Annotated in this window: 19 protein-coding genes and 1 riboswitch; of the genes, 13 read left to right on the top strand and 6 right to left on the bottom strand. The window is 72.3% G+C overall.

The window, feature by feature from the left end:
* The first annotated feature begins 139 nt into the window (after positions 1–139).
* The 3 genes from LIP_RS14110 to LIP_RS14100 all read left to right on the top strand — a co-directional run bounded on the left by LIP_RS14110 (position 140) and on the right by LIP_RS14100 (position 3,089).
* A complete protein-coding gene (locus tag LIP_RS14110; protein ID WP_068139767.1) occupies positions 140–1,390 on the top strand; it encodes a radical SAM protein in 1,251 nt (416 codons plus the stop codon).
* Positions 1,391–1,461: 71 nt separating this feature from the next.
* Positions 1,462–2,388 carry a proline dehydrogenase family protein gene (locus LIP_RS14105; protein ID WP_198409561.1) on the top strand — a complete coding sequence of 309 codons (927 nt, stop codon included), beginning with the start codon at positions 1,462–1,464 and terminating at the stop codon, positions 2,386–2,388.
* A gap of 47 nt (positions 2,389–2,435) precedes the next feature.
* Complete coding sequence (locus LIP_RS14100) at positions 2,436–3,089, top strand: LON peptidase substrate-binding domain-containing protein (protein ID WP_068139764.1); 654 nt, start codon at positions 2,436–2,438, stop codon at positions 3,087–3,089.
* A gap of 25 nt (positions 3,090–3,114) precedes the next feature.
* Here the strand turns inward: LIP_RS14100 and LIP_RS14095 are convergent, their stop codons facing one another.
* Together LIP_RS14095 and LIP_RS14090 are read right to left on the bottom strand one after the other, a co-directional pair.
* Positions 3,115–3,831, bottom strand: a complete 717-nt coding sequence (locus LIP_RS14095) for a metal-dependent hydrolase (protein WP_068139762.1) — start codon at positions 3,829–3,831, stop codon at positions 3,115–3,117.
* A gap of 65 nt (positions 3,832–3,896) precedes the next feature.
* Positions 3,897–4,922, bottom strand: a complete 1,026-nt coding sequence (locus LIP_RS14090; RefSeq protein WP_068139759.1) for a patatin-like phospholipase family protein — start codon at positions 4,920–4,922, stop codon at positions 3,897–3,899.
* Positions 4,923–5,115: 193 nt separating this feature from the next.
* On the opposite strand from LIP_RS14090, the gene LIP_RS14085 reads away from it, so the two are divergent.
* Both LIP_RS14085 and ymfI read left to right on the top strand, forming a co-directional pair.
* Positions 5,116–5,925, top strand: a complete 810-nt coding sequence (locus LIP_RS14085; RefSeq protein WP_144440515.1) for an inositol monophosphatase family protein — start codon at positions 5,116–5,118, stop codon at positions 5,923–5,925.
* A 31-nt stretch (positions 5,926–5,956) separates the two neighbouring features.
* Positions 5,957–6,718: an elongation factor P 5-aminopentanone reductase gene (gene ymfI, locus LIP_RS14080; protein WP_158509695.1), complete on the top strand. Its 762-nt coding sequence runs from the start codon at positions 5,957–5,959 to the stop codon at positions 6,716–6,718.
* 42 nt (positions 6,719–6,760) lie between these two features.
* Here the strand turns inward: ymfI and LIP_RS14075 are convergent, their stop codons facing one another.
* Positions 6,761–9,046: a heavy metal translocating P-type ATPase gene (locus tag LIP_RS14075; RefSeq protein WP_068139753.1), complete on the bottom strand. Its 2,286-nt coding sequence runs from the start codon at positions 9,044–9,046 to the stop codon at positions 6,761–6,763.
* 241 nt (positions 9,047–9,287) lie between these two features.
* Here LIP_RS14075 and LIP_RS14070 point away from each other — a divergent pair, with 241 nt between their 5' ends.
* From LIP_RS14070 to LIP_RS14060, 3 genes are all read left to right on the top strand, one after another.
* A complete protein-coding gene (locus LIP_RS14070) occupies positions 9,288–10,229 on the top strand; it encodes a S1C family serine protease (protein ID WP_068139749.1) in 942 nt (313 codons plus the stop codon).
* Between the two features lie 77 nt (positions 10,230–10,306).
* A complete protein-coding gene (locus LIP_RS14065; protein ID WP_068139747.1) occupies positions 10,307–11,386 on the top strand; it encodes a PfkB family carbohydrate kinase in 1,080 nt (359 codons plus the stop codon).
* A 191-nt stretch (positions 11,387–11,577) separates the two neighbouring features.
* Positions 11,578–11,862 carry an FmdB family zinc ribbon protein gene (locus LIP_RS14060; protein ID WP_068139744.1) on the top strand — a complete coding sequence of 95 codons (285 nt, stop codon included), beginning with the start codon at positions 11,578–11,580 and terminating at the stop codon, positions 11,860–11,862.
* Positions 11,863–12,024: 162 nt separating this feature from the next.
* On the opposite strand, the gene LIP_RS14055 is transcribed toward LIP_RS14060, so the two are convergent.
* The 3 genes from LIP_RS14055 to LIP_RS14045 all read right to left on the bottom strand — a co-directional run bounded on the left by LIP_RS14055 (position 12,025) and on the right by LIP_RS14045 (position 14,903).
* The gene (locus tag LIP_RS14055; RefSeq protein ID WP_068139741.1) at positions 12,025–13,221 is read right to left on the bottom strand and encodes a pyridoxal phosphate-dependent aminotransferase; all 1,197 of its coding nucleotides are present in this window, start codon (positions 13,219–13,221) and stop codon (positions 12,025–12,027) included.
* Between the two features lie 45 nt (positions 13,222–13,266).
* Positions 13,267–14,247, bottom strand: a complete 981-nt coding sequence (locus tag LIP_RS14050) for a PorV/PorQ family protein (RefSeq protein ID WP_158509694.1) — start codon at positions 14,245–14,247, stop codon at positions 13,267–13,269.
* A 155-nt stretch (positions 14,248–14,402) separates the two neighbouring features.
* Entirely contained in the window at positions 14,403–14,903 is a 501-nt protein-coding gene (locus LIP_RS14045) for an NUDIX hydrolase (RefSeq protein WP_068139734.1), read from the bottom strand.
* A gap of 161 nt (positions 14,904–15,064) precedes the next feature.
* Here LIP_RS14045 and LIP_RS14040 point away from each other — a divergent pair, with 161 nt between their 5' ends.
* From LIP_RS14040 to LIP_RS14020, 5 genes are all read left to right on the top strand, one after another.
* On the top strand, positions 15,065–16,060 hold the full coding sequence (locus LIP_RS14040) for a D-2-hydroxyacid dehydrogenase (RefSeq protein WP_068139731.1): 996 nt from the start codon (positions 15,065–15,067) through the stop codon (positions 16,058–16,060).
* 24 nt (positions 16,061–16,084) lie between these two features.
* The gene (locus LIP_RS14035) at positions 16,085–17,134 is read left to right on the top strand and encodes a galactose-1-phosphate uridylyltransferase (RefSeq protein WP_068139728.1); all 1,050 of its coding nucleotides are present in this window, start codon (positions 16,085–16,087) and stop codon (positions 17,132–17,134) included.
* Positions 17,135–17,201: 67 nt separating this feature from the next.
* A riboswitch (SAM riboswitch) is annotated at positions 17,202–17,311 on the top strand.
* An 84-nt stretch (positions 17,312–17,395) separates the two neighbouring features.
* Complete coding sequence (gene metK, locus LIP_RS14030; protein WP_068139725.1) at positions 17,396–18,622, top strand: methionine adenosyltransferase; 1,227 nt, start codon at positions 17,396–17,398, stop codon at positions 18,620–18,622.
* 48 nt (positions 18,623–18,670) lie between these two features.
* Complete coding sequence (locus LIP_RS14025; protein ID WP_068139722.1) at positions 18,671–19,939, top strand: adenosylhomocysteinase; 1,269 nt, start codon at positions 18,671–18,673, stop codon at positions 19,937–19,939.
* Between the two features lie 31 nt (positions 19,940–19,970).
* Positions 19,971–21,740 carry a glycoside hydrolase family 13 protein gene (locus LIP_RS14020; protein ID WP_082726373.1) on the top strand — a complete coding sequence of 590 codons (1,770 nt, stop codon included), beginning with the start codon at positions 19,971–19,973 and terminating at the stop codon, positions 21,738–21,740.
* Positions 21,741–21,746: the final 6 nt, after the last annotated feature.

Raw genomic sequence — 21,746 nt, 5'->3', positions numbered from 1 at the left:
CCTCCTTGAACCTCCGGGATCGGGCCGGGCCCGGGCCGCCCACGGGGGCTCCGGCCGCCCTTGCAGGTCCGCCCGCGAGCCCTATAATGAACGTGGACTGCGGTTTCATCCAGGCGCAAGTCCAAGATTACCCCACACTGTGGAGGTTTTCAAGCTGACCGAACCCGCCGCGCCGGCGTCCGTGGAAGCCGTGGTAAAAGACCACACCCTCCTCCTGCGCCCGTCCGGGGGCGACCCCTTCGCGCAGCTCAGCCTGGACGCGGAAGGGCGGTGGCTGCGCCATCAGACGGCCGGCACCTACGCCAAGCGCGGCCTGGACAGCCGGGTGCTGGTGAAGGAGCGGCTGGGCTCCCGCTGGCGCCCGCGGCTCCTGGGGGCCCAGGAGCGGCGAGAGCTCCACGGGTGGATCCACGGATGGCTGGCCTCGGCTGCCGCAGCCGGGTCCTCGGCCGGCCTCCCGCCCTCCGCCCGCCGGTGGCTGGAGCGGGCTGCGGCCTGGACCCCCGACCGGCTCGAGGCCGAGGCGGGGCGCCACGCCCAGGTCTACGGGCGGATCCCCATCCTTCCCCCGGACCTCTACAACGCCATCGTGGTGCAGGCCACCCTGGGGTGCACCTACAACCGCTGCTCGTTCTGCACCTTCTACCACGGCGTCCCCTTCCGCCCCCTGGCGCCCGCGGAGGTGGAGCGACAGATCGATGGGCTGGAGGCCCTCTACGGCCGCGACCTGGAGCGGCACCTGAAGCTCTTCCTGGGGGACGCGAACGCCCTGGTCCTCTCACCCGCCCGGCTGGAGGCCCTGTGGGAGGTGCTGGAGCGCCGGTTCGCCATCGATCCCGCGGCGGCCTTCGGCCAGCCCCGGCGGGACACCCGGGGACGGCTCCGGGTGGAGGGCGTCTACACCTTCATGGACGCCTTCAACACCCGGCGGAAGGATCCGGCGACCCTGAAGCGGCTCGCCTCCCGGGGACTCCGGCGCGTCTACATCGGCATGGAAAGCGGGAGCGACCGGGTGCTCCGGTTCCTGGAGAAGCCCGGCACCGCCCGGGACGTGGTGGACGCGGTCCGGTCCTTCCGGGAGGCGGGCATCGGGGTGGGCGTGATCCTCCTGGCCGGCGCGGGCGGCAGGGAACTGCAGGAAGACCACGTGGTCCAGAGCGCGGAGCGGGTGAACGAGATGGATCTGGGGCCCCGCGACGCCGTCTTCTTCTCCCCCCTGGTGGCCGGGCAGGGTGGGGCGTGGGAGCGGAAGGCCCGCTCAGAAGGGGTGACCCCGCTCTCCGCCGAAGCAATAGAGGTGGAGATCGGGGCGATCCGCAGGCGGTTCTGCTTCGCCTCCGGGGCGGCGCCTCGGATCACCCGCTACGACCTGAGGGAGTTCATCCACTAGGGGTGCGGCCCGGCCGCACCCTGGCGCGAGGACCCCCCGCGGGGTGTGCACCGATCCAGGGGGGTGGGGACGTGGTGACGGCGATGAACCGCACACGGGGTCTGGTGTTGGGGCTTACGGGCCACCCATGGGTCAGCCGCACCGTGACGAGGTACGGCATGCGCCTGGGGGCGCGGCGCTTCGTGGCCGGTGAGAGGCTCGACGAGGCCATGACGGCCATCGCCGGCCTGAACCGGGTGGGCATCAGGGGGACCCTCGACTACCTGGGCGAGAGCGTTCAGGACGCGCCCCAGGCCGAGGCCGCCTGTGAGACGTACTGCAGCCTGGTGGAAGAGATCGCCCGCCGCGGGCTGGATACCAACGTCTCCCTCAAGGCATCGCAGCTCGGGCTTGACCTGGACCCGAAGCTGGCCCTGGAGCTGGTGGGCCGGGTGGTGGAGACCGCGGGCCGGCACGGCAACTTCGTCCGCATCGACATGGAGGACTCCCACCACACCCAGGCGACCCTGGACCTCTTCCGCGCGCTCCGGGAGCGCCACGAGAACGTGGGTATCGTCATCCAGGCCTACCTGCGTCGCAGCGCCGGCGACATGCGGGACCTGGCGGCCATGGGCGCCAGCGTGCGGCTCTGCAAGGGGGCGTACCTGGAGCCCCCCGAGGTCGCCTTCCCCGACAAGAAAGACGTCGACGCCAGCTTCGAGGAGCTCATGCGCGCCTACATGGCGTCGGGGAACCATCTGGCCGTCGCCACCCACGACGACCGGATGATTGCGGCCGCCAAGCGCTTTGCGGACGAGCTGCGCGTCCCCCGGGACCGGTTCGAGTTCCAGATGCTCTACGGAATCCGGCCCCGGGCGCAGCGGGAGCTGGCGGCCGACGGTTACCGCATGCGGGTCTACGTGCCCTACGGCACCGAGTGGTACCCCTACTTCTCGCGGCGCCTGGCGGAGAGGCCGGCCAACATCCTGTTCGTGCTGGCGAACCTCTTCCGGCGCTGATCGGTACGGCGGCGGCCGGCGCGCCCGGCCGCCGGGGAGGTGCTGACATGGAGGGCGCCGACGCCCTGCTCCCGCTCTTTCCCCTGCACCGGGTGCTCTTTCCCGGGGGGCTCCTCACCCTGCGGGTCTTCGAGCCCCGCTACCGCACCATGCTGGACGACCTGCGGGCCGAGAAGGGCCCGGACCGGTTCGGCGTGGTCCTGATCGAGCGGGGGCGCGAGGTGGGTGCCGTGCCCGATGTCCACCAAACCGGCACCGTGGCCCGCATCGAGCGGCGCTCGCTGGACGACGGCGCCGTGCGCCTGAGCCTGCGGGGGGAGACGCGCTTCGCCCTCGCGGGGCTGGAGCCCGGGAAACCCTACCCCAGGGGTTGGGTCCGCTACCTCCCGGAGCCCGACGGCGATCCCGACGGCTGCAGCGATCTCCAGGTCCAGGTGCAGGCCGCGTTTCGCGCCTACCTGCGCCACGTGCAGCCCACGGCCCGGCGCCGGGTCACCTCCGACGAGCCGCGCCACCTCTCCTATGTCGTGGCCCAGACGCTCCACGTGCCGCTTTTCGAGAAGCAGCAGCTCCTGGAGGCGAGCACCACCCAGGCCCGCCTCGAGCTGGAAAGGGAGATCCTCCGGCGCGAGCGTCGCTTCCTCCTCCACTTCGGCCAGGGGAGCTCCAACGGTCGCTGGGGACCCTTCGCCATCAACTGAAGCGCCTGCAGGGGGGCGCTGCGGGCTAGCCCGCCAGGCGGTCGCCCGGCGAGAGCTCCGCCACCTCCAGCCCATCCACGTCCCGCGCCTCCTCGCGCAGGCGGGCGGGCGTGCCCGTCAGTAGGGGGAAGGTGCCCCAGTGCATGGGCACCACCCGCTTCACCCCCAGGAGCCGGATGGCGTAGGCCGCCTCCCGGGGTCCCATGGTGTAGTGGTCCCCGATGGGCAGGCAGGCCACGTCGGGGTGGTAGAGCTCGCCGATGAGCCGCATGTCGTAGAAGGGCCCCGTGTCGCCCGCGTGGTAGAGGCGGAAGCCGTTCTCCAGCTCCACCACGTACCCCACCGCCTCGCCCCCGTAGAGGATGCGGTCCCCGTCCTGGATGCCGCAGCTGTGGTCCGCGTGCACCATGGTCACCTTGAGGCCCTCGACGGGCGCCGTTCCACCCTTGTTCATGTCCAGCACCCGGGTGACCCCCTTGGACTGGAGCCACTGGGCCGTCTCGAAGATGGCCACCGTCTGCGCCCCGCTCTCCCGGGCGACGGAGACGGCGTCGGCGATGTGGTCGTAGTGGGCGTGGGTGATGAGGATCAGGTCCAGCCGGCCCGGCGACTTCAGGCGGTCCGGGCAGGCCGGGTTGCTCTGGACCCACGGGTCGATGAGGACGCGCTTGCCCCCCGGGGTCTCGAGCAAGAAGGTCCCGTGACCGAGCCAGGTGAGCGTGACGCCTTGAGGAAGCTGCACCTCGATCGCTCTCCTTTCCGGGCGCGCAGGGGCTGCGCCCGCGGCGTTGCGAAAAGATCGCCACGTCAGTCGATCTTACTCGCACCCGGAGGCGATTCCTGCCAGCGGGCCAGGACCCCCTCGGCGTCGCGCCGGCCCCTCTCCATGGCCGCCTGCAGGGCGCGCCGGTCGCGGAAGCTGAAGGTGCCTGGAGGATCAACGGCCGTGGCAGGCGAGATCTCCACCAGCTGCACGTGCCGGCGCTGGCGTTCACCGCTGCCGCCCTGCACGAGCTCCAGGAGCTGGCGCCGAAAGGGCGTTGGCAGGGTGGGGTACGCTTCCAGCAGGGCGAGGAGCTCGTTGACCTCCACGGCCCGCCGCAGGTCCCGGTACATGACCTCCTCCAGGAGCAGGGCGAGGATCCGCTGGGCCACCTCGCCGGCCCCGTCGAAGGCTTCGGGCCCCGACGGCACCTGGGGACCCCGGCGCGGCCGCAGCGAGACCACCACCACGGTGGCGGCCCCGCGCCGGAGCACGTGGGCCAGCGGCGTGTTGTCCAGCAGTCCGCCGTCCACCAGGTGAGAGCCCTGCGCGTAGCGGCTGGGGAAGACCAGCGGGTACGAAAGGGAGGCCAGCAACGTCTCCCGCACGGGAAGGTCCGAACCCTCGTCGAAGACCTGGACCCGGCCGGTCTCCAGGTTGGAGGCGGTGACCAGCAGGCGGGTGTGGCGGTAGTCCGCGAAGCGCCGGCCCCGGGGAAGGAAGCGATCCACCGCGGCCCGAAGGAAGGCGTCGGAGAAGATGGAGGGAATCTCCCCCAGCGTGCGCCAGTGGATGCCGTGCCTAAGCAAGGCGTGCCAGGCGCCGCGCCAGTTCAGGCCCAGCGGCGGGCTCTCGTGGAGCCAAGCGGCGGCCTCCTCGCGCAGAAGCTCCAGGGGCTTCCCGGCCTCGACCCCCTCGGCCAGCAGGGCCGCGAGGAGGGCCCCGGCCGAGGAGCCGCAGACCAGGTCCGGAGGCGGCAGCCGCTCGAGCAGCAGCTCCATGGCACCCAGCTCGTAGGCTGCCTTGGCGCCGCCGCCGCTCAGGACCCAAGCCAGCGGCCGACGGATCACGGGCTTCCCCCCCAGGCGTCGCGGCGCCGGCCAACCGGGCCGCAGGTACGAGCGAAGAGTTCCCTGGACGGCGAGCGGTCCTCACCCGCGTGGGGGTGAATCGGAGGAAGACTCTGGAAAGAAGCATAGCATGGGATCGGGCCCGGGGCAAGGCGGCCCGGGTGTTCCCTTATGGCGGCGGGAGGCATCGAAGATGGACCTGGAAGCGCCCCACCGGCTGGCTGTGACCGTGGCGCGCGAGGCGGGCGGGCTCCTGCTCGAGCGTTTCGGGCGCGCCCACACCGTGGAGCACAAGGGGCCGACGGACCTGGTCACCGAGGCGGACCGGCTCTCGGAGGAACATATCCTGGCTCGGATCCGCGAGAGCTACCCGGGCCATGCGATCCTCTCGGAAGAAGCCGGCCTCCAGGAGCGGTCGGGCGGGCTCCGGTGGATCGTGGACCCGCTGGACGGGACCACCAACTTCGCCCACGGCCTGCCCCTCTTCAGCGTCTCCATCGCGCTGGAGGTCGATGGGGAGTTGGCCGTCGGGGTCGTCTACGATCCCGCGGCCGGCGAGCTCTTCGACGCCGTCCGGGGGCGGGGGGCCCGTCTGAACGGCCGGCCCGTGCACGTCTCGGCCGTGGACACCCTCCAGGAGGCCCTGCTGGTGACGGGCTTCCCCTACGACCTCTGGCGCGACGAGGGGGAGGACAACCTGGACTACTTCGCCCGCTTCGCCCGTCGCTGCCAGGGGGTCCGCCGGTTGGGCTCGGCCGCCCTGGACCTGGCCTACGTCGCGGCCGGGCGCTTGGACGGCTACTGGGAGCTGAAGATCCACGCGTGGGACATCGCAGCCGGCGCGCTCCTGGTGCAGGAGGCCGGCGGCCGCCTGAGCACCCTGGACGGGGATCCCTTCCGGGTGGACGGCGGCCGGATCCTGGCCTCCAACGGCCATCTCCACGAGGCCATGCTTCAGGTGCTGGCCCGGGGGCGCCTGGGCGGGGAGGGCGGGCGGCCATGACGGGCCGGGCCTCGGAGAGGGGCGGGCGCCGGTGAGGGAGGGCGGAGGCGGGACGGGCGCCCGTGTGGCCGTAGTCACCGGCGCGTCGGGGGTGATCGGCGGCGCGGTGGCCCGGCGCCTGGGCCGCGACGGGCTCCGGCTGGTGCTGGGGGGGTATCGCAACGGGGCGGCCCTGGACCGCGTCTCCGCGGACCTGGAAGCCGCCGGCGTTCGGAGCCGCCAGGTGCGCGGGGACCTGGCCCAGCCCGAGACCGCGCGCCTCCTGGTGGGGGAGGCGCTGGGGTCCTTCGGCCGGGTGGACGTGGTGGTGCACGCGGCGGGCCACGCCCTTTACACGCCCATCCTGGACACGGAGCCCGAGGCGTGGGACCGGCTGATGGCCGTTCACCTGCGGGCCGCCTACCTCCTGGCCCGCAGGGCCCTGCCCCCCATGCTCCAGGCGGGGTGGGGGCGCATCGTCTTCATCGGTTCGGTGTGGGGCCTGCGGGGAGCGGCGGGCGAGGTGGCCTACTCGGCGGCCAAGGCCGGGCTGGTGGGGCTCGCCCGGGCCCTGGCCCAGGAGGTGGCCCGCTCGGGCGTCACCGTCAACGTGGTGGCTCCCGGCTTCGTGCGGTCGGCCCAGACCGCCCACCTGACGCCCCAGGAGGTGGCCGCCCTGGAGGAGGCGATTCCCATGGGGCGCGCCGGGACCCCCGAGGAGGTGGCGGCCGCAGCCGCCTTTCTCGCCTCCCCGGAGGCCTCGTACCTCACCGGCCAGGTGATCGCCCCCGCGGGCGGGTGGGACCTGGCCTGAGACGAGTCCGGAACCGACTCGCGCCGAACGCGGCAGCCGGCGCTACCGGCCGGGTTCCTCGCCCAGCCGGGGCCCGAGGGCGGCCGGCCGGGAGAGGGCGCGGGTGGGGTCGTACCGCTTGAGCAGCGTCGAGTTGGTCACGACCGAGACCGAGCTGAAGGCCATGGCCGCGCCGGCGATGATGGGGCTCAGGAGACCCAGGGCGGCGAGGGGGATCCCCAGCGAGTTGTAGATCAGCGCCCAGAACAGGTTCTGCCGGATCTTCCGGATGGTCTGGCGGCTCAGGCGGATGGCCGAGACGATCCCCATCAGCTCGCCCCGCATGAGGGTCACGTCCGCCGCCTCGATGGCCACGTCCGTCCCGGTGCCGATGGCGATCCCCAAGTCCGCGGCCACCAGGGCGGGGGCGTCGTTGATGCCGTCGCCCACCATCCCCACCTTGAGGCCCCGGTCCCGAAGGGCCTGCACCTGGTCGGCCTTCTGCTCGGGGAGCACCTCGGCCAGGACATGGTCGGGATCGATGCCCACCTGCTGGGCGATGGCCCTGGCCGTGCGGGCGTTGTCGCCCGTCAGCATCCAGACCTCGAGGCCCATCTCCCGCAGGGCGGCGACAGCATCGGCGGCGCCGGGCTTCACCGTGTCGGCCACGGCCACCAGGCCCGCCGGGTGCCCGTCCACCGCGATCAGCATGGCCGTCTGCCCGGCTGCCTCCAGTTCCAGACGGAGCTCCTCCAGGGAACCGGTCGCCGCACCCTCATCCTCCAGAAGCCGGCGGGTGCCCACCAGCACCCGGCGACCCTCCACCTGGGCCGAGACGCCCCGGCCCGGCAGCGCCTCGAAGCCTTCGGGCTCGGACAGCGCCAGGCCCTCCTCCTGGGCGTGGGCGACGACGGCGGTCGCCAGCGGGTGCTCCGAACGCCGTTCCGCGGAGGCCGCCACGCGCAGGAGGTCCGAAGCGGTCCACCCCTCCAGGGCCTCCACCCGGGTGAGCCGGGGCTCGCCCCGGGTGATGGTGCCCGTCTTGTCCAGGACCAGCGCCTGGAGCTCGTGGGCCCGCTCCAGGTGCTCGCCGCCCTTGAAGAGGATGCCGTGCTCCGCGCCGAGGCCCGTGCCCACCATGATGGCCGTGGGCGTGGCGAGCCCGAGGGCGCAGGGGCAGGCGATGACCAGCACCGCAGTCATGGCCAGCAGGGAGGCGGTGAAATCGCCCCCCGTGAGGTACCAGACCGCGAAGGTGACCAGGCTGATGCCGACCACGGCCGGCACGAAGTAGTTCGAGACCACGTCGGCCAGGCGCTGGATGGGCGCCTTGGACGCCTGGGCCTCCTCCACCACCCGGATGATCTGGGCCAGCGCCGTTTCGGCCCCCACGCGGGTCGCCTCGAACTGGAAGGTGCCCTGCTTGTTCACCGTGCCGCCCACCACCGCGTCGCCCGGCTGCTTCTCCACGGGAAGGCTCTCGCCCGTCAGCATCGATTCGTCCACCGTCGAGGCGCCCGAGACGACGGTGCCGTCCACGGGGATCCGCTCGCCCGGACGCACCACCACCCGGTCGCCCACCTGCACCTGGTCGATGGGGATCTCCTGCTCGGATCCGGCGCGGATCACCCGGGCCGTGCGGGGCTGGAGACCCATGAGCTTCCGGATGGCCTCGGAGGTCCGGCCCTTGGCCCGGGCCTCCAGGAGCTTGCCCAGCAGCACCAGGGTGATGAGCACGGCGCTGGTCTCGAAGTAGAGGCCCGGGATCCCCAGGTCCGGCCGCAGGAGGGCGGCCAGGCTGTAGAAGTAGGCGGCGGAGGTGCCCAGGGCCACCAGCACCGACATGTTGGCGTTCCGGCTCTTCAGGTTGTGGTAGGAGTCCTTGTAGAACTGCCAGCCGGAGACGAACTGGACCGGGGTGGCCAGAGCCAGCTGGACCCAGCCGTTTCCCAGCAGGTGCGCCAGGGTCCCGCCCACGCCGGCCGCGTGGAGCACCATGCTGGCCAGGAGGGGCACCGACAGCACCGCACCCAGCCCGAAGGCACGCTCCTGCCGCCGGATCTCGCGCTCTCGGGCCTCCCGCTCGGTGTCGGCGCCGGCCTGCCCCACCTCGTGTACGGGGTGGGCCTGATAGCCCGCGTCCTGCACCGCCCGCTGCATGGCCTCCAGGTCCACCGCACCCGTCTCGAAGGTGACGGTCGCCTGGTCCGTGGCCAGGTTGACGCTGGCCGTGACCACACCGGGGAGCTTGGTGAGGGCCCGCTCCACCCGGGCTGAGCAGCTCGCGCAGGTCATCCCGACGATGCCCAGGCGCACCTGGGCGGTGGCTTCCTCCGTCCGTTCGGCCATCCGCCTCGCCTCCGTCCCAGTGGCCGTGAGTACCCTACACGGGTATCGCACGGCGCACCCACAGTGTAGAAAGCCCGGGTCCTCGTGTCAAGGGCGAACGTGTTGCCCGGCGTGAGCCGCCGGCCTGATCGGATCGGGGGCTCGACGCCAGCCCGCCGGGGCTCCCTCGAAAAGCTTGACCCTTTCGGCTTGGACGCATATAATGCACCGCAAAGGTCAAGGAAGGTCAGGAGGGTTGGGCATGGATCAGGAACGGGAGATCATGGATGCGTACTCGGAAGCGGTGATGCACGCCACCCAGGTGGCCGGGCCGGCCGTGGTTCAGGTGCGCACCCAGAGGGCGCCGGCGGCCTTCTTCGGCCTGGTGCCGCCCAGGCAGGGATTGGGATCGGGGGTGGTGGTGGAGGCGGCGCGGGGCCGCATCGTCACCAACAGCCACGTGGTCGCCGAGTCGGAGACGGTGGAGATCGGCCTGCAGGACGGGCGCCGCGCCACGGCGCGGGTCCTCGCCTCGGACCCCGGCCAGGATCTGGCGGTCCTGGAAACGCACCTGGGCGGGCTCCGGCAGGTGGAGCTGAGCACCCGGCCACCCCGGGTGGGCCAGCTGGTGGTGGCCATCGGCAACCCGCTGGGCCTCGAGTCCACGGTGACCGCGGGGGTCATCTCGGCCACGGGCCGCTCGCTCCAGTCGCCCCTGGGTGAGATGACGGACCTGATCCAGACCGACGCGTCCATCAACCCCGGCAACAGCGGCGGGCCGCTGGTGGATTCCGCCGGGCGGTTGGTGGGCCTCAACACCGCGATGATCTCGGGCGCTCAGGGGATCGGGTTCGCGATCCCGGCGGCCACGGTCGCCCGCTTCCTGGAGCGGGTGGACGGCGGGCAGGTCGAGCGGACCGGCCGGTCGGACCGGCTCTACCTGGGCCTCAGCGGCGTTCCCCAGATGCTGGAGGACGGAAGCCTCGGCTTCCTGGTGCTGCAGGTCTTCCCGGGCACACCCGCCCATGCCGCGGGCCTGGAACCCCTGGACGTCATCCTCTCGGTGAACGCGGAGCCCGTCTCGACCCCCGAGGAGATCCAGGCCGCGGTCCAGCGGGCAGGACGCCGGCAGGTTCCAGTGGAAGTGTTGCGTCGGGGCGAGAGACTGAGGGTGTGGGTCACCCCGGCCGCGCTGCGGGGCTGAGGCGCCGCGCCTGCGACCCCTATGCCCCCGAGCCTGGCCGGGCGCTCCTGCACCGGCAGCCAAAGGAGGCTCCGCCCGTGCCGGAGTCCGTCGCCGATGCCCGAGAAGGGATTCCAGCCGCCTGCCTGGGCGAGCTGCTGATCGACATGGTGCCCGACCCGGTGGGTGTGCCCCTGGCAGAGGTGGCGGCCTTCCGCCCGGCGACGGGAGGGGCGCCCGCCAACGTGGCCGCGGGTCTCGCCCGCCTGGGCGACCGGTGCCGCTTCATCGGCAAGGTGGGCGACGACGCCTTCGGCCGGAAGGCGGTCCAGGTCCTGGCGGCCGCCGGCGTCCAGGTGGACCAGGTGCGCTTCACGGCCGAGGCAAGGACCACCCTGGCCTTCGTTGCCCTGCAGGCCGATGGCGAGCGGGACTTCCTCTTCTACCGGGAGCCCGGCGCCGACACGCTCCTTCGCCCCGAAGACCTGGAACCCTCCACCCTCGCCGCCGCGCCCATCTTCCATCACGGCTCCATCAGCCTCATCGCGGAGCCGGCGCGGAGCGCCACGCTCACGGCCCTGGGCTGGGCCCACGAGGGGGGCGCGCTGGTCTCCTACGACCCCAACCTGCGCGAGCCCCTCTGGCCGGGGCCGTCGGAGGCCCACCGGGGCATCCGCTCCGCCCTGCCATGGACGCACATCCTCAAGGTGAGCGCCTCCGAGCTGGCCTTCCTGGTGGGGGAGGGAGCCCGTTTCGAGCCCCCCGACCGGGAGCCTGAGCCGGCGGCCTGCGAGGCAGGGGCCGCCGAGCTCCTGGAAGCCCTGCCGGGGCTGGTGGCCGTCGTGGTCACCTTCGGGCGCAAGGGGGCGGCGGTACAGACGCGGGCCGGCTGGAGCTTCGTCGGGCCCTTCAGGGTGGAGGCCAGGGACGCCACGGGCGCGGGCGACGGCTTCGTGGCAGGCCTGCTCCACTGGATCTGGCGGGCGGCGCGGAAGGAGCGGGTCACGCCGCTGGCCAGGGCCCGCACCCTGGACCGCGACGGCTGGGCGGGTGCCACCCGCTTCGCTCAGGCGGTGGGGGCCCTCACCACCACCCGGTACGGGGCGATCCCCGCCCTGCCCACCCTGCGCGAGGTCGCCGCGCTCCTGGCGGACGAGGGGGAGATGGAGCTCCTGTAGCCCTCGTTCTCGCGATCTCGGCGACCTCTGTCTTAGGGACCCCACACCTCGCGCATGGCCTCTTGCCACGCCTCGCGAGGTGCGGGCGCTGGACTCCAGCCGAGCCCAGCCTCCCCGGCGGTCTTTTCAGAGGCCCGTCGCCCGGCTATAATCGTTACCGTTGGCCCACATTCCAGAACGAGGCGATGCACATGCCGACGTACGAGTACCGGTGCCCCCACTGCGGCACCTTCGAAGCGGTGCAGCGGATCACCGAGGAACCCCTGGCGGCGTGCCCCACGTGCGGCCAGCCCGTCCAGCGGCTGATCAGCCGGAACGTGGGACTCGTCTTCAAGGGGTCCGGATTCTACGTCACCGACTCCCGCTCGGGCCGGAACGCGTCCAGGAAGAACGGTGCTGCGGGGGAGGCCGACTCCCACGGCGAGGGCGATGCGTCGCACGCTGCGGGGGAAAGCTCGGAGCCGGCCGCCGTCTGAAGGCGGTCCGGCTCCCGCCGGTCCGACCCGGCTGATGACGCGTCGCACCGGAAGGCCCCCAGCTCCACCCGCCGCGACGCTAGATGACGATGTGCAGCACCAGCCCGGCCAGGGCCAGGATGCCAAAGCCCACGATGAAGTAGGTCCAGTTCAGCCGCTCGTTCATGGTTCAGTCTCCTCCCAGAAGGCGTTCAGCCGATGAAGGCCCTCCTCCAGGCGCTCGGTGGAGGCTGCGTACGAGAGCCGCAGGTAGCCCTCGGTGCCGAAGGCGGTCCCAGGCACGGTGGCGGTGGCCACGCCGTCCAGCAATCGCTCGGCCAGGTCCTGGCTGCCGTGCACGACCTCACCCCGGTAAGACCGGCCGAAGACCCCCGACACGTTGGGAAAGAGGTAGAAAGCTCCCGCGGGGCGGGTGCAGCGGAGCCCGGGGAGCCGCGCCAGGCCCGACAGGAGCAGGTCCCGCCGCTGTTGGAAGACCCGCACCATCTCCTCCACCGGCCTCTGCGAGCCCTGGAGCGCCTCCACGGCGGCAACCTGGGCGAAGGAGGTGGCGTTGGAGGTGGAGTGGCTCTGGAGGTTGACCATGGCCGCCACCAGGGGCCGGGGCCCCGCCGCGTAGCCCAGCCGCCAGCCGGTCATGGCGTACGTCTTGGAGAAACCGTGGATGAGGACCGCGCGCTCCCGCAGCTCGGGACGGAGCGCGAGGAGGCTTGCGTGGCGGGCGCCGTCGTAGACGAAGGGTTCGTAGATCTCGTCGGAGAGGAGCCAGCAGCCCGGCTCCCGATCCAGCACCTCGCCCAGGGCTCCGAGCTCCTGGGGCGTGTAGACCGCGCCCGTCGGGTTGTTGGGCGAGTTCAGGATCAGCGCCCTGGCGCCGGCGACGTGGGCCGCCAGGGTCTCCGGGGTGAGCTTGAAACCGTCCTCCTCCCGGGTGGGCAGGAAGACGGGCTCGGCGTCCACCAGGCGCACCTGCTCCGCGTAGCTCACCCAGTAGGGGGCGGGAAGGAGCACCCGGTCGCCCGGGTTGCAGAGGGCCTGCAGGGCCAGGTAGACGGCGTGCTTGGCCCCCACCGTCACCAGCACGTCCTCCCGGGCGTAGGGCAGGCCGTTCTCCCGCCGGAGCTTCTGCGCAATGGCCTCTCGCAGCTCGGGGATCCCGGCCGAGGCCGTGTACTTGGTCCGGCCGTCGCGGAGGGCGCGGACGGCGGCCTCCTTGATCGGCTCGGGCGTGTCGAAGTCGGGCTCGCCCACGCCGAGGTCGACCACGTCCACGCCCTGCTGCGTGAGGGCGCGGGCCCGGGCGCTCATGGCCAGGGTGGGGGAGGGTTCGATCCGGTCGATCCTGCGGGCCAGTTCCACCTCGAAGGTTCGCTCCTCTCGACGGTCCTGGAGCCCGGGGGCAGGCTAGAACTGGACGGAGAGGTCGGCGCGGACCCGGGTTGCCTCGGGATCCAGGCGGGTGAGCCCCGCGGCCACGTCGAGGCGCAAGGGGCCCAAATGCAACCCGGCCCCGGCCGTGGTCATGACCTCCATGCCCGGGACCAGCTGCTGGCCCAGCCGGAGCTTCAGGAGTTCCCGTGCGTCTACAGGCCATTCGACTCCATAGCTGAGGGTTCCTTCCGTGGAGAGGTCCGCACGAAGCCCCGCGCTCCAGCCCTGGGGCTGGTAGGCGATCCCCACCCGGCTCTCGGAGGGCTCGAGGGCGTCCGGCGCCACGTCGCTGGTCCAGACGTCGCGCAGGGTGAGGCCGACGCGCAGGCCCTGCTGGGGCTCGGCCAGGACCCCCAGGTCCAACCGCTCTGCCTGTCTTGCGGGCGAGAGCTCGATGCTCGAAGCGACGGATCGCGCCGTTCGCTGGGCGAGGTGGCGCAGGGTCATGCCCACCGAGAGGAAGGACCACCCCTCGGGCGGGGTGAGGGGAAAACCGACCCCGATGCCATACCAGTCGAGCACCTGCAGGTCTGGGTCACCCTGACCGGTCTCCGCTTCGAGGGCGGCCCCGATGGCCGCCTGACCCAGGCGGATGCCGGCGAAGGTCTCCAGGCTCGCGGTCAGGGCCTGGGGATTGCCTGCCTCGAAGGTGTCGATCACCTCGCCGATGCGGGGCAGGGCCAGCCCGCCCAGGCCGGCGGAGAGCTCGTAGCCGTTGACGGCCAGGCCGGCGGGGTTCCAGTAGAGGGCGTGGAAGCCCTCGGCCACGGCCGTGAAGGCGTTGCCCATGCCCAGGGCCCGGGCCGTGACGGGGTTGGCGTGGACCGGCGGGAGGGGGAGAAGGGCGGAAAGAACCAGGATCCCCAACCTGATGGAAAGGGTGAGCGCGAGCGAGGGGCATCGGGAGCGCCTCGGAGATGGAGGGCCGTCCGGTGCTGGATAGACTGCGGGCAAGATGCGTCGCTCCCCTCGACCCGATCCCAGCGCCCATTTTACCAGCCATGGGAGGCCGGGGCAAGCACGGCTCGCCAGGGAAGGCCGCACGGGAGGGGGACCGCCGGGGCAGAGCCGCGGGCGCTCAGACCCAAGAGAAGGGCCGGCGCCGGTGGTCAGGCCGGCGGGCTCTGGGGGCGGCGCTCGAAGAGCGCGAAGGCGGCCAGGGTCTTGGCGTCGCGCACCTCGCCCCGCCGGATCATGCTGCGGAAGGTGTCCAGCGGGACCCACTCCACCCGGTCGATCACCTCGCCCGGGTCCCGGTGCACGTGGCCGGCCGCGAGGTTGAAGGCCAGGAAGACGTGCATCAGTTCGGTGCTGTAGCCGGGAGCCAGGAAGAACTCGCCCAGGCGCTCGAGCTCCTTGGCGACCACCCCGGCCTCCTCCTCCAGCTCCCGCCGGGCGCAATCCTCGGGCCGTTCCCCCTCTTCCCGGGTGCCGGCGGGGATCTCCCACAGCGGCTCGTCCGCGGCCGGGCGGAACTGGCGGATCAGGCAGATCCGCCCCTCCTGCACGGCGAAGACGGCCACGGACCCCGGGTGGGAGAGCACCGAGTAGGTGTGGGGTTCACCGTCCACGGTGAGGGTACGCTCATCCAGGTGGAAGGGCGCGCTCACGACGATCCACCTCCTTGCTCTTTGATTCTGGGCGCACCGCACGCGACCGCAAGGTTCTCGGGCGCCCGCGGGGAATCTGGGAAGCGGGGCCGCTCGGTGACGATGGCCGTCCAACCCCGAGTATACCATGTCCCACGCCCGTGTTGGGGGGAGGAAGCACCGTGCCGCAAGGGAAGCTGTCCGTCCTGGTCTACGCGCCCGCGTCGGTGCCCATGTACCGCGACTTTCCTGAGGAAGTCTTCCGGCAGCGCCAGGCCGAACTCGGCGTCCGCATCGACCTGGTCCGCCGCTACGACGAGGTCCGGGCCCGCATCGCCGAGCCGGACGTCTACTTCGGGGCGCGCCTGGACGCAGAGGACTTCCGGCAGGCCAAGCACCTGCGCTGGGTGCACGTGCCCCTGGCGGGGATCGATCGGGTCCTCACCCCGGACCTGGCCGCGAGCGACTGCCTGCTCACCAACAGCCGCGGGTGCATGGCCGCCGCAGTGGCCGAGCACGCGCTGGGGGCGATCCTCCACTTCGCCCGGGGCTTCGACCTGGCGGTGGCCGGCCAGCGCGCCCGGCGCTGGGAGAACGTGCGCGAGCTGCGTATGCCCATGGAGCTGGCCGATCTCTCGGTGGGCCTGGTGGGCTTCGGCGAGATCGGCCGGGAGCTGGCCTCGCGATGCAAGGCGCTGGGGATGAAGGTCTTCGCCATGCGACGCCGAAAGGGGGCGAACACCGCTCCGGACCTGGTGGACCGCATGTGGGGGCCCGGCCACCTGGAGGACCTGATCGACGCCTCCATCTTCGTGGTGCTGGCGGCACCCGCCCTGCCCGACACCGAGAAGCTCATCGGGCGCCGGGAGCTGATGCGCATGGGCCCGCAACGCTTCCTGATCAACGTGGCCCGGGGTCCCCTGGTGGACGAGGAGGCGGTCTACCGCGCCCTGCGGGAGAAGTGGATCGGGGGCGCCGCCCTGGACGTCTTCGAGAAGGAGCCGCTCCCCGCCGAGAGCCCCCTCTGGGCGCTGCCGAACCTGCTGCTCACGCCCCACATCGCCGGCCAGACGCCCCACTTCTGGGAGCGGGTGGTGGCCCTCTTCTTCCGGAACCTGGAGCGCTTCGGGCGGGGAGAGCCTCTGGAGAAGCTGGTCGACAAGGGGCAGGGATACTGAACGAGCCCTTCGGGAGGGAGCCGCGTGCCCGAGTTGAGGGAAGACCCGTGGACGGGGCGCTGGGTGCTCATCGCGTCCGAGCGTAGCCAGCGCCCTCACGATGCACCGCGCCAGCGGCCCGATCCCCCGCGGCGCGGCAACTGCCCCTTCTGCCCGGGGCACGAAGGGGAGACGCCCCCCGAGGTCTTCCGGGCTGGCGCGGATGACCTCGCCCGCCTGGACGCCTCGCGCAAGCCGTCCCGGGAGCCGGCGGGCGAGGCTGCGTGGCAGGTGCGGGTGGTTCCCAACCGGTACCCCATGGTCCGCTCCGAGATGGGTCCCGAGACCCTGGCGTGGGGCGGTCGGGCACGGGTTCCCGCCTTCGGGGTGCACGAGGTGATCGTGGACAGCCCCGATCACGGGTCCGCTTTCCACCAGCTCTCCCTGGAGGCGCGGCGGCTGGTGCTGGCCGTGGTCCGCCAGCGGCTCGCGGTCCACTACCAGGACCGGCGGCTGGAGCAGGTGGTCCTCTTCAAGAACTGGGGGCGCGAGGCCGGAGCCTCCCTGGAGCATCCCCACCTGCAGCTGATCGGGCTGCCCTGGGTGCCGCCCCGGGTCCGGCGGGAGCTGGTCCGGTCCGGGGAGCACCTGCGGACGGGCGGGGGCTGCCTGCTCTGCCGGATCGTGGAGGAGGAGCTGCAGGAAGGGGCTCGGGTGGTGGCCGCCGACGACGCGATGGTCCTCCTCGCGCCCTTCGCCTCGGGCTCTCCCTACGAGGTGTGGCTGGTGCCCCGGCTCCACCGGGCCCGGTTCGAGGCCACCGCCCCCGACGAGCGCGACGCCCTGGCCCGGTGGATCGGCTGGCTCACGGGCCGGGTGGAGGGCCTGCTGGGCCCCGTGGCCCACAACTGGGTCCTCCACACCGCCCCCCGGCGCGGACGGGGCTTTCTCGAGGGCCAGGAGCTGGAGGCCGGCTACCACTGGCACGTGGAGTTCCGTCCTCGCGTCACCGTGCCGGCCGGCTTCGAGTGGGGCGCCGGGGTGGACGTCAACGTGGTCGCGCCCGAGCAGGCCGCCGAGTGGCTGCGGGCGTGAGCGCCGCGTTGACGGTCCCCGGGGGGCGTGCTAGGATGAAGACAACCATTGGAACACGGCCGTGATGCTCTTATCGAGAGTGGTGGAGGGACGGGCCCGATGAAACCCGGCAACCAGCCGCCCCCGGCGGTCCGGTGCCAACTCCCGCAGGCCGCGGCGCGGCCTGGAAGATGAGGGCGATCCTTGCCTCCTTCCGCGCCCCGGAACGGAGGGTCTTTTTCGCCCCCGAGCGAGCACGGCGCAACCCAAGGAGGCAAGCGGATGGGCGAGACCGAGCGTCGTTTGTTCACCTCCGAGTCGGTCACCGAGGGCCACCCCGACAAGGTGTGCGACCAGGTGGCCGATGCCGTCCTGGACGCCATCCTGGCCCAGGACCCTCAGGCGCACGTGGCCTGCGAGGTCACCGTCACCACCGGCCTCCTGCTGGTGATGGGCGAGATCTCCACCTCCTGCTACGCGGACATCCCCACCATCGCCCGGGAGACGGTCCGGTCCATCGGCTACGACCGGGCCAAGTACGGCTTCGACGCGGAGACCTGCGCGGTGCTGAACTCGATCCACGAGCAGTCGCCCGACATCGCGGTGGGCGTGGGGCGGTCGCTGGAGGCGCGCCAGAGCGGCGACGGCGACCCCCTGGACGGCATCGGCGCTGGCGACCAGGGGATGATGTTCGGGTACGCCTGCGACGAGACCGCTGAGCTGATGCCCATGCCCATCGCCCTCGCGCACGGACTGGCCCGGCGGCTGGCCCAGGTGCGGAAGGAAGAGCTCCTCCCCTACCTGCGCCCCGACGGCAAGACCCAGGTGACCGTGGAGTACGAAGGCGACCGCCCCCTGCGGGTGGCGTCGGTGCTCATCTCGGCCCAGCACAACCCCGAGGTGAGCCAGGAGCGCCTGGCCCGGGACCTGGAGGAGCACGTGGTACGCGCAGCCGTTCCCGAGGGCCTGCTGGACGGGCGGACCCGGATCCTGGTCAACCCCACCGGCCGCTTCGTGGTGGGCGGCCCCCAGGGCGATACCGGGCTCACGGGCCGGAAGATCATCGTGGACACCTACGGGGGGGCGGCCCGCCACGGCGGCGGCGCCTTCTCGGGGAAGGACCCCACCAAGGTGGACCGTTCGGCCTCCTACGCCGCCCGCTACGTGGCCAAGAACATGGTGGCCGCAGGCCTCGCCCGAAGGCTCGAGCTCTGGGTCTCTTACGCCATCGGCGTGGCCAGGCCTCTGGCGGTGGGCGCGGAGAGCTTCGGGACGGGCCGGCTGCTCGACGGCGAGCTGGCCCGCATCGCCGCCGAGGTCTTCGACTTCCGCCCGGCGGCCATCATCGAGCAGCTCGGGCTGCGCCGGCCCATCTACCGCCAGGTGGCCGCCTACGGGCACTTCGGCCGCCCGGACCTGGACCTTCCCTGGGAACGGCTGGATCTGGTCCCCCGGATCCTGGAGGCGGCCCGCCTTCCCCAGAGGGTCCCGGGGGGCGGGACACGCTGAAGGACCCCGGAGGTCCATCTTCGCCAACGCGCCAGGAGGTTTCGGACCATGGACGGTGAGTGCAAGGACGCGGGCCTGGCCCAGGCCGGCCGCCAGCGGATCGAGTGGGCGGACGGGATGATGCCCGTCCTCCGGGAGATCCGGGAGGAATGGACCCGAAGCCGGCCTCTGGAAGGGTTGCGGGTGGCCGCGTGCCTCCACGTGACGACCGAGACGGCCAACCTCATGCGCACGCTCCAGGCTGGGGGCGCCCAGGTGCGCCTCTGCGCCTCCAACCCCCTCAGCACCCAGGACGACGTGGCCGCCGCCCTGATCCACGAGTACGGGGTGCCCACCTTCGCGGTGCGGGGCGAGCCGGAGGACCAGTACTACCGCCACATCCGCCAGGTTCTGGACGTGGATCCCCAGGTGACCATGGACGACGGCGCCGACCTGGTGAGCGTGCTCCACCGGGAGCGGCCCGAGCAGGCCGCGGCCGTCTGGGGCGGCACCGAGGAGACCACCACGGGCGTGGTGCGCCTGCGGGCCATGGCGGCCGACGGGGCGTTGCGCTACCCCGTGGTGGCCGTCAACGACGCCCTCACCAAGCACCTCTTCGACAACCGCTACGGCACCGGCCAGTCGGCCATGGACGGCGTCTTGCGGGCGACCAACCTCCTGGTGGCGGGCAGCACCGTGGTGGTCGTGGGCTACGGCTGGTGCGGGCGCGGCATCGCCACCCGGGCGGAGGGCATGGGGGCCCGCGTGATCGTGGTGGAGGTCGACCCCTTCCGGGCGCTGGAGGCCTGGATGGACGGTCACCGGGTGATGCCCATGGAGGAGGCGGCGGCCGAGGGCGACCTCTTCATCACCGCCACCGGCGACCTTCACGTCATCGACCGGCCCCACTTCCTCCGCATGAAGGACGGCGCGATCCTGGCCAACGCGGGGCACTTCGACGTGGAGATCGACCTTGAGGCGCTGCGCGAGCTGGCCGCGCCCAGCGGGCACCCGGCACGGGAGGTCCGGCCCAACGTGGAGGAGTACCGCCTGCCCGACGGCCGCCGGATACGGGTCGTGGCCCAGGGACGGCTGGTCAACCTGGGCGCGGCCGAGGGCCACCCCGCGCAGGTGATGGACCTGAGCTTCGCCGACCAGGCCCTCTCGGTGGCCTGGCTCGCCTCGCGGGAGGCGCGCCTCGCTCCGGGCGTCCACCCCGTCCCGGAGGAGATCGACCGGGCGGTGGCCGAGCGGAAGCTGGCCACCCTGGGGGTCCGGATCGGGCGGCTGACGCCCGAGCAGGAGGCGTACCTGCACAGCTGGCAGGCGGGCACCTAGCGCGACCCCAGACCCGGCGCCACCGTAGGAGGTGACTCCCCTGCACCGAGACGCGGTGCTTCATCGCCCCGAGCTTCCGTACGCCTACCCGGGGCCCGGCCGGTCCCTGGTGGTCCGGCTGAGGACGGGGCGGGGCGACGCGGAGCGGGTGCGGGTGGTCTACCGCGACCGCTACCAGCCGCCCAGCACCGACCGGGCGCGCCCCATGCGGCGGGTGGGCCGCGACGAGCTCTTCGACTACTACCAGGCGGAGCTCCGGGTGGACCCGCCCCGCTACCGCTACTGGTTCGTCCTGGATCACCCGGCGGGGACCCTCTGGTACGGCGAGCACGGCTTCTTCGACGACCCGCCGGACCAGGGCGCTTTCGAGGTGCCCTATGTTTTCGACGAGGACCGCATCGAAGCGCCGGAGTGGTGGCGCGACGGGGTGATCTACCAGATCGTCCCGGATCGGTTCGCCGGGCCCCCCGAGCCTCCCCGGAGCACCCCGGGTGAGGTCCTCGGCTGGGAGGATCCTCCCACCCACACGGGCCGTTACCCGGGCACCCTGCGGGGGATCCGCGAGCACCTGGACCACGTGGAGGACCTGGGGGCGAACCTGCTCTACCTCACCCCCATCTTCCTTTCCAGCGCGTATCATGGGTACGAGACCACCGACTACTACCAGGTGGACCCCCACCTGGGGAGCCTGGACGACCTGAAGGAGCTGGTGGAGGCCGCGCACCGCCGGGGCATGCGGGTGATCCTGGACGGCGTCTTCAACCACTGCGGCCCCGAGTTCTTCGCCTTCCAGGACGTGCTGGAGAAGGGCGAGGCCTCCCGCTACCGCGACTGGTTCATCGTCCGCCGCTTCCCGCTCCAGATGTACCCGGAGCCCACCTACGAGACGTGGGCGTCGGTGGCCCGGATGCCCAAGCTGCGCACCAGCAACCCGGAGGTGCAGCGCTACTTCGTGGACGTGGGGCGCCACTGGATACGGGAGGCGGGCATCGACGGCTGGCGGCTGGACGTGGCCAACGAGGTGAGCCACGGCTTCTGGAAGGTCTTTCGGAGGGGGGTCCGGGAGGAGCGGCCCGACGCGGTCCTGCTGGGGGAGATCTGGCACGACCCGCTTCCCTGGCTCCGGGGCGACGAGCTCGACTCGGTGACCCACTATCCCTTCCGGCGGGCCTGCCTGGACTTCTTCGCGCTCCGACGGGTGGGCGCCGCCCGCTTCGATGCCCAGCTCGCCAGGGGGAGGCTCTCGCTGCCGGGTCCCGTCCACGACGCCCTGGTGACCCTCCTGGACAGCCACGACACCGCCCGCTTCCGGGAGCTGGCCGGGGGCGACAGCGAGAGCCAGCGGTTGGCCGTCCTCTTCCAGATGACGTACCCAGGCGTCCCCCTGGTGTATTATGGGGACGAGGTGGGCTTGCGCGGTGGCGAGGACCCGGAGAGCCGGCGCCCCATGGTCTGGGACCCCGACCGCTGGGAGCGGGAGCTCCACCAGGCGTACCGGAGGGCGATCGGGCTTCGGCGCGAGCATCCTGCCCTCCGCCGGGGCGAGGTGGCGACCTTCTGGGTGGACGCGCCGGCGGGAGGGTACCTCTTCGGGCGCCGCTACGAGGATGAGCGCCTGGCCGTCGCCTTGAACAACGGCTTCGAGGAGCTGGAGCTGGACGTGCCGCTGCCCGAAGGATGGGCCCGGTCCGAGGCCGCCGGAGCGCCCGACCTGCTGGGAGGCGACCCCTTCCGGGTGGAGGGAGGCCGGCTGCAGGGGAGGCTCGCCCCCCGGAGCGGCGCGGTGCTGGCCCTACCGTGAGCCTAC

Origin of the sequence: Limnochorda pilosa (assembly GCF_001544015.1) — a bacterium.
Classification (GTDB): Bacteria; Bacillota; Limnochordia; order Limnochordales; family Limnochordaceae; genus Limnochorda; species Limnochorda pilosa.
Note: the sequence above shows the minus strand (reverse complement) of the source record. Positions and strands in the feature narration are given on the sequence as shown.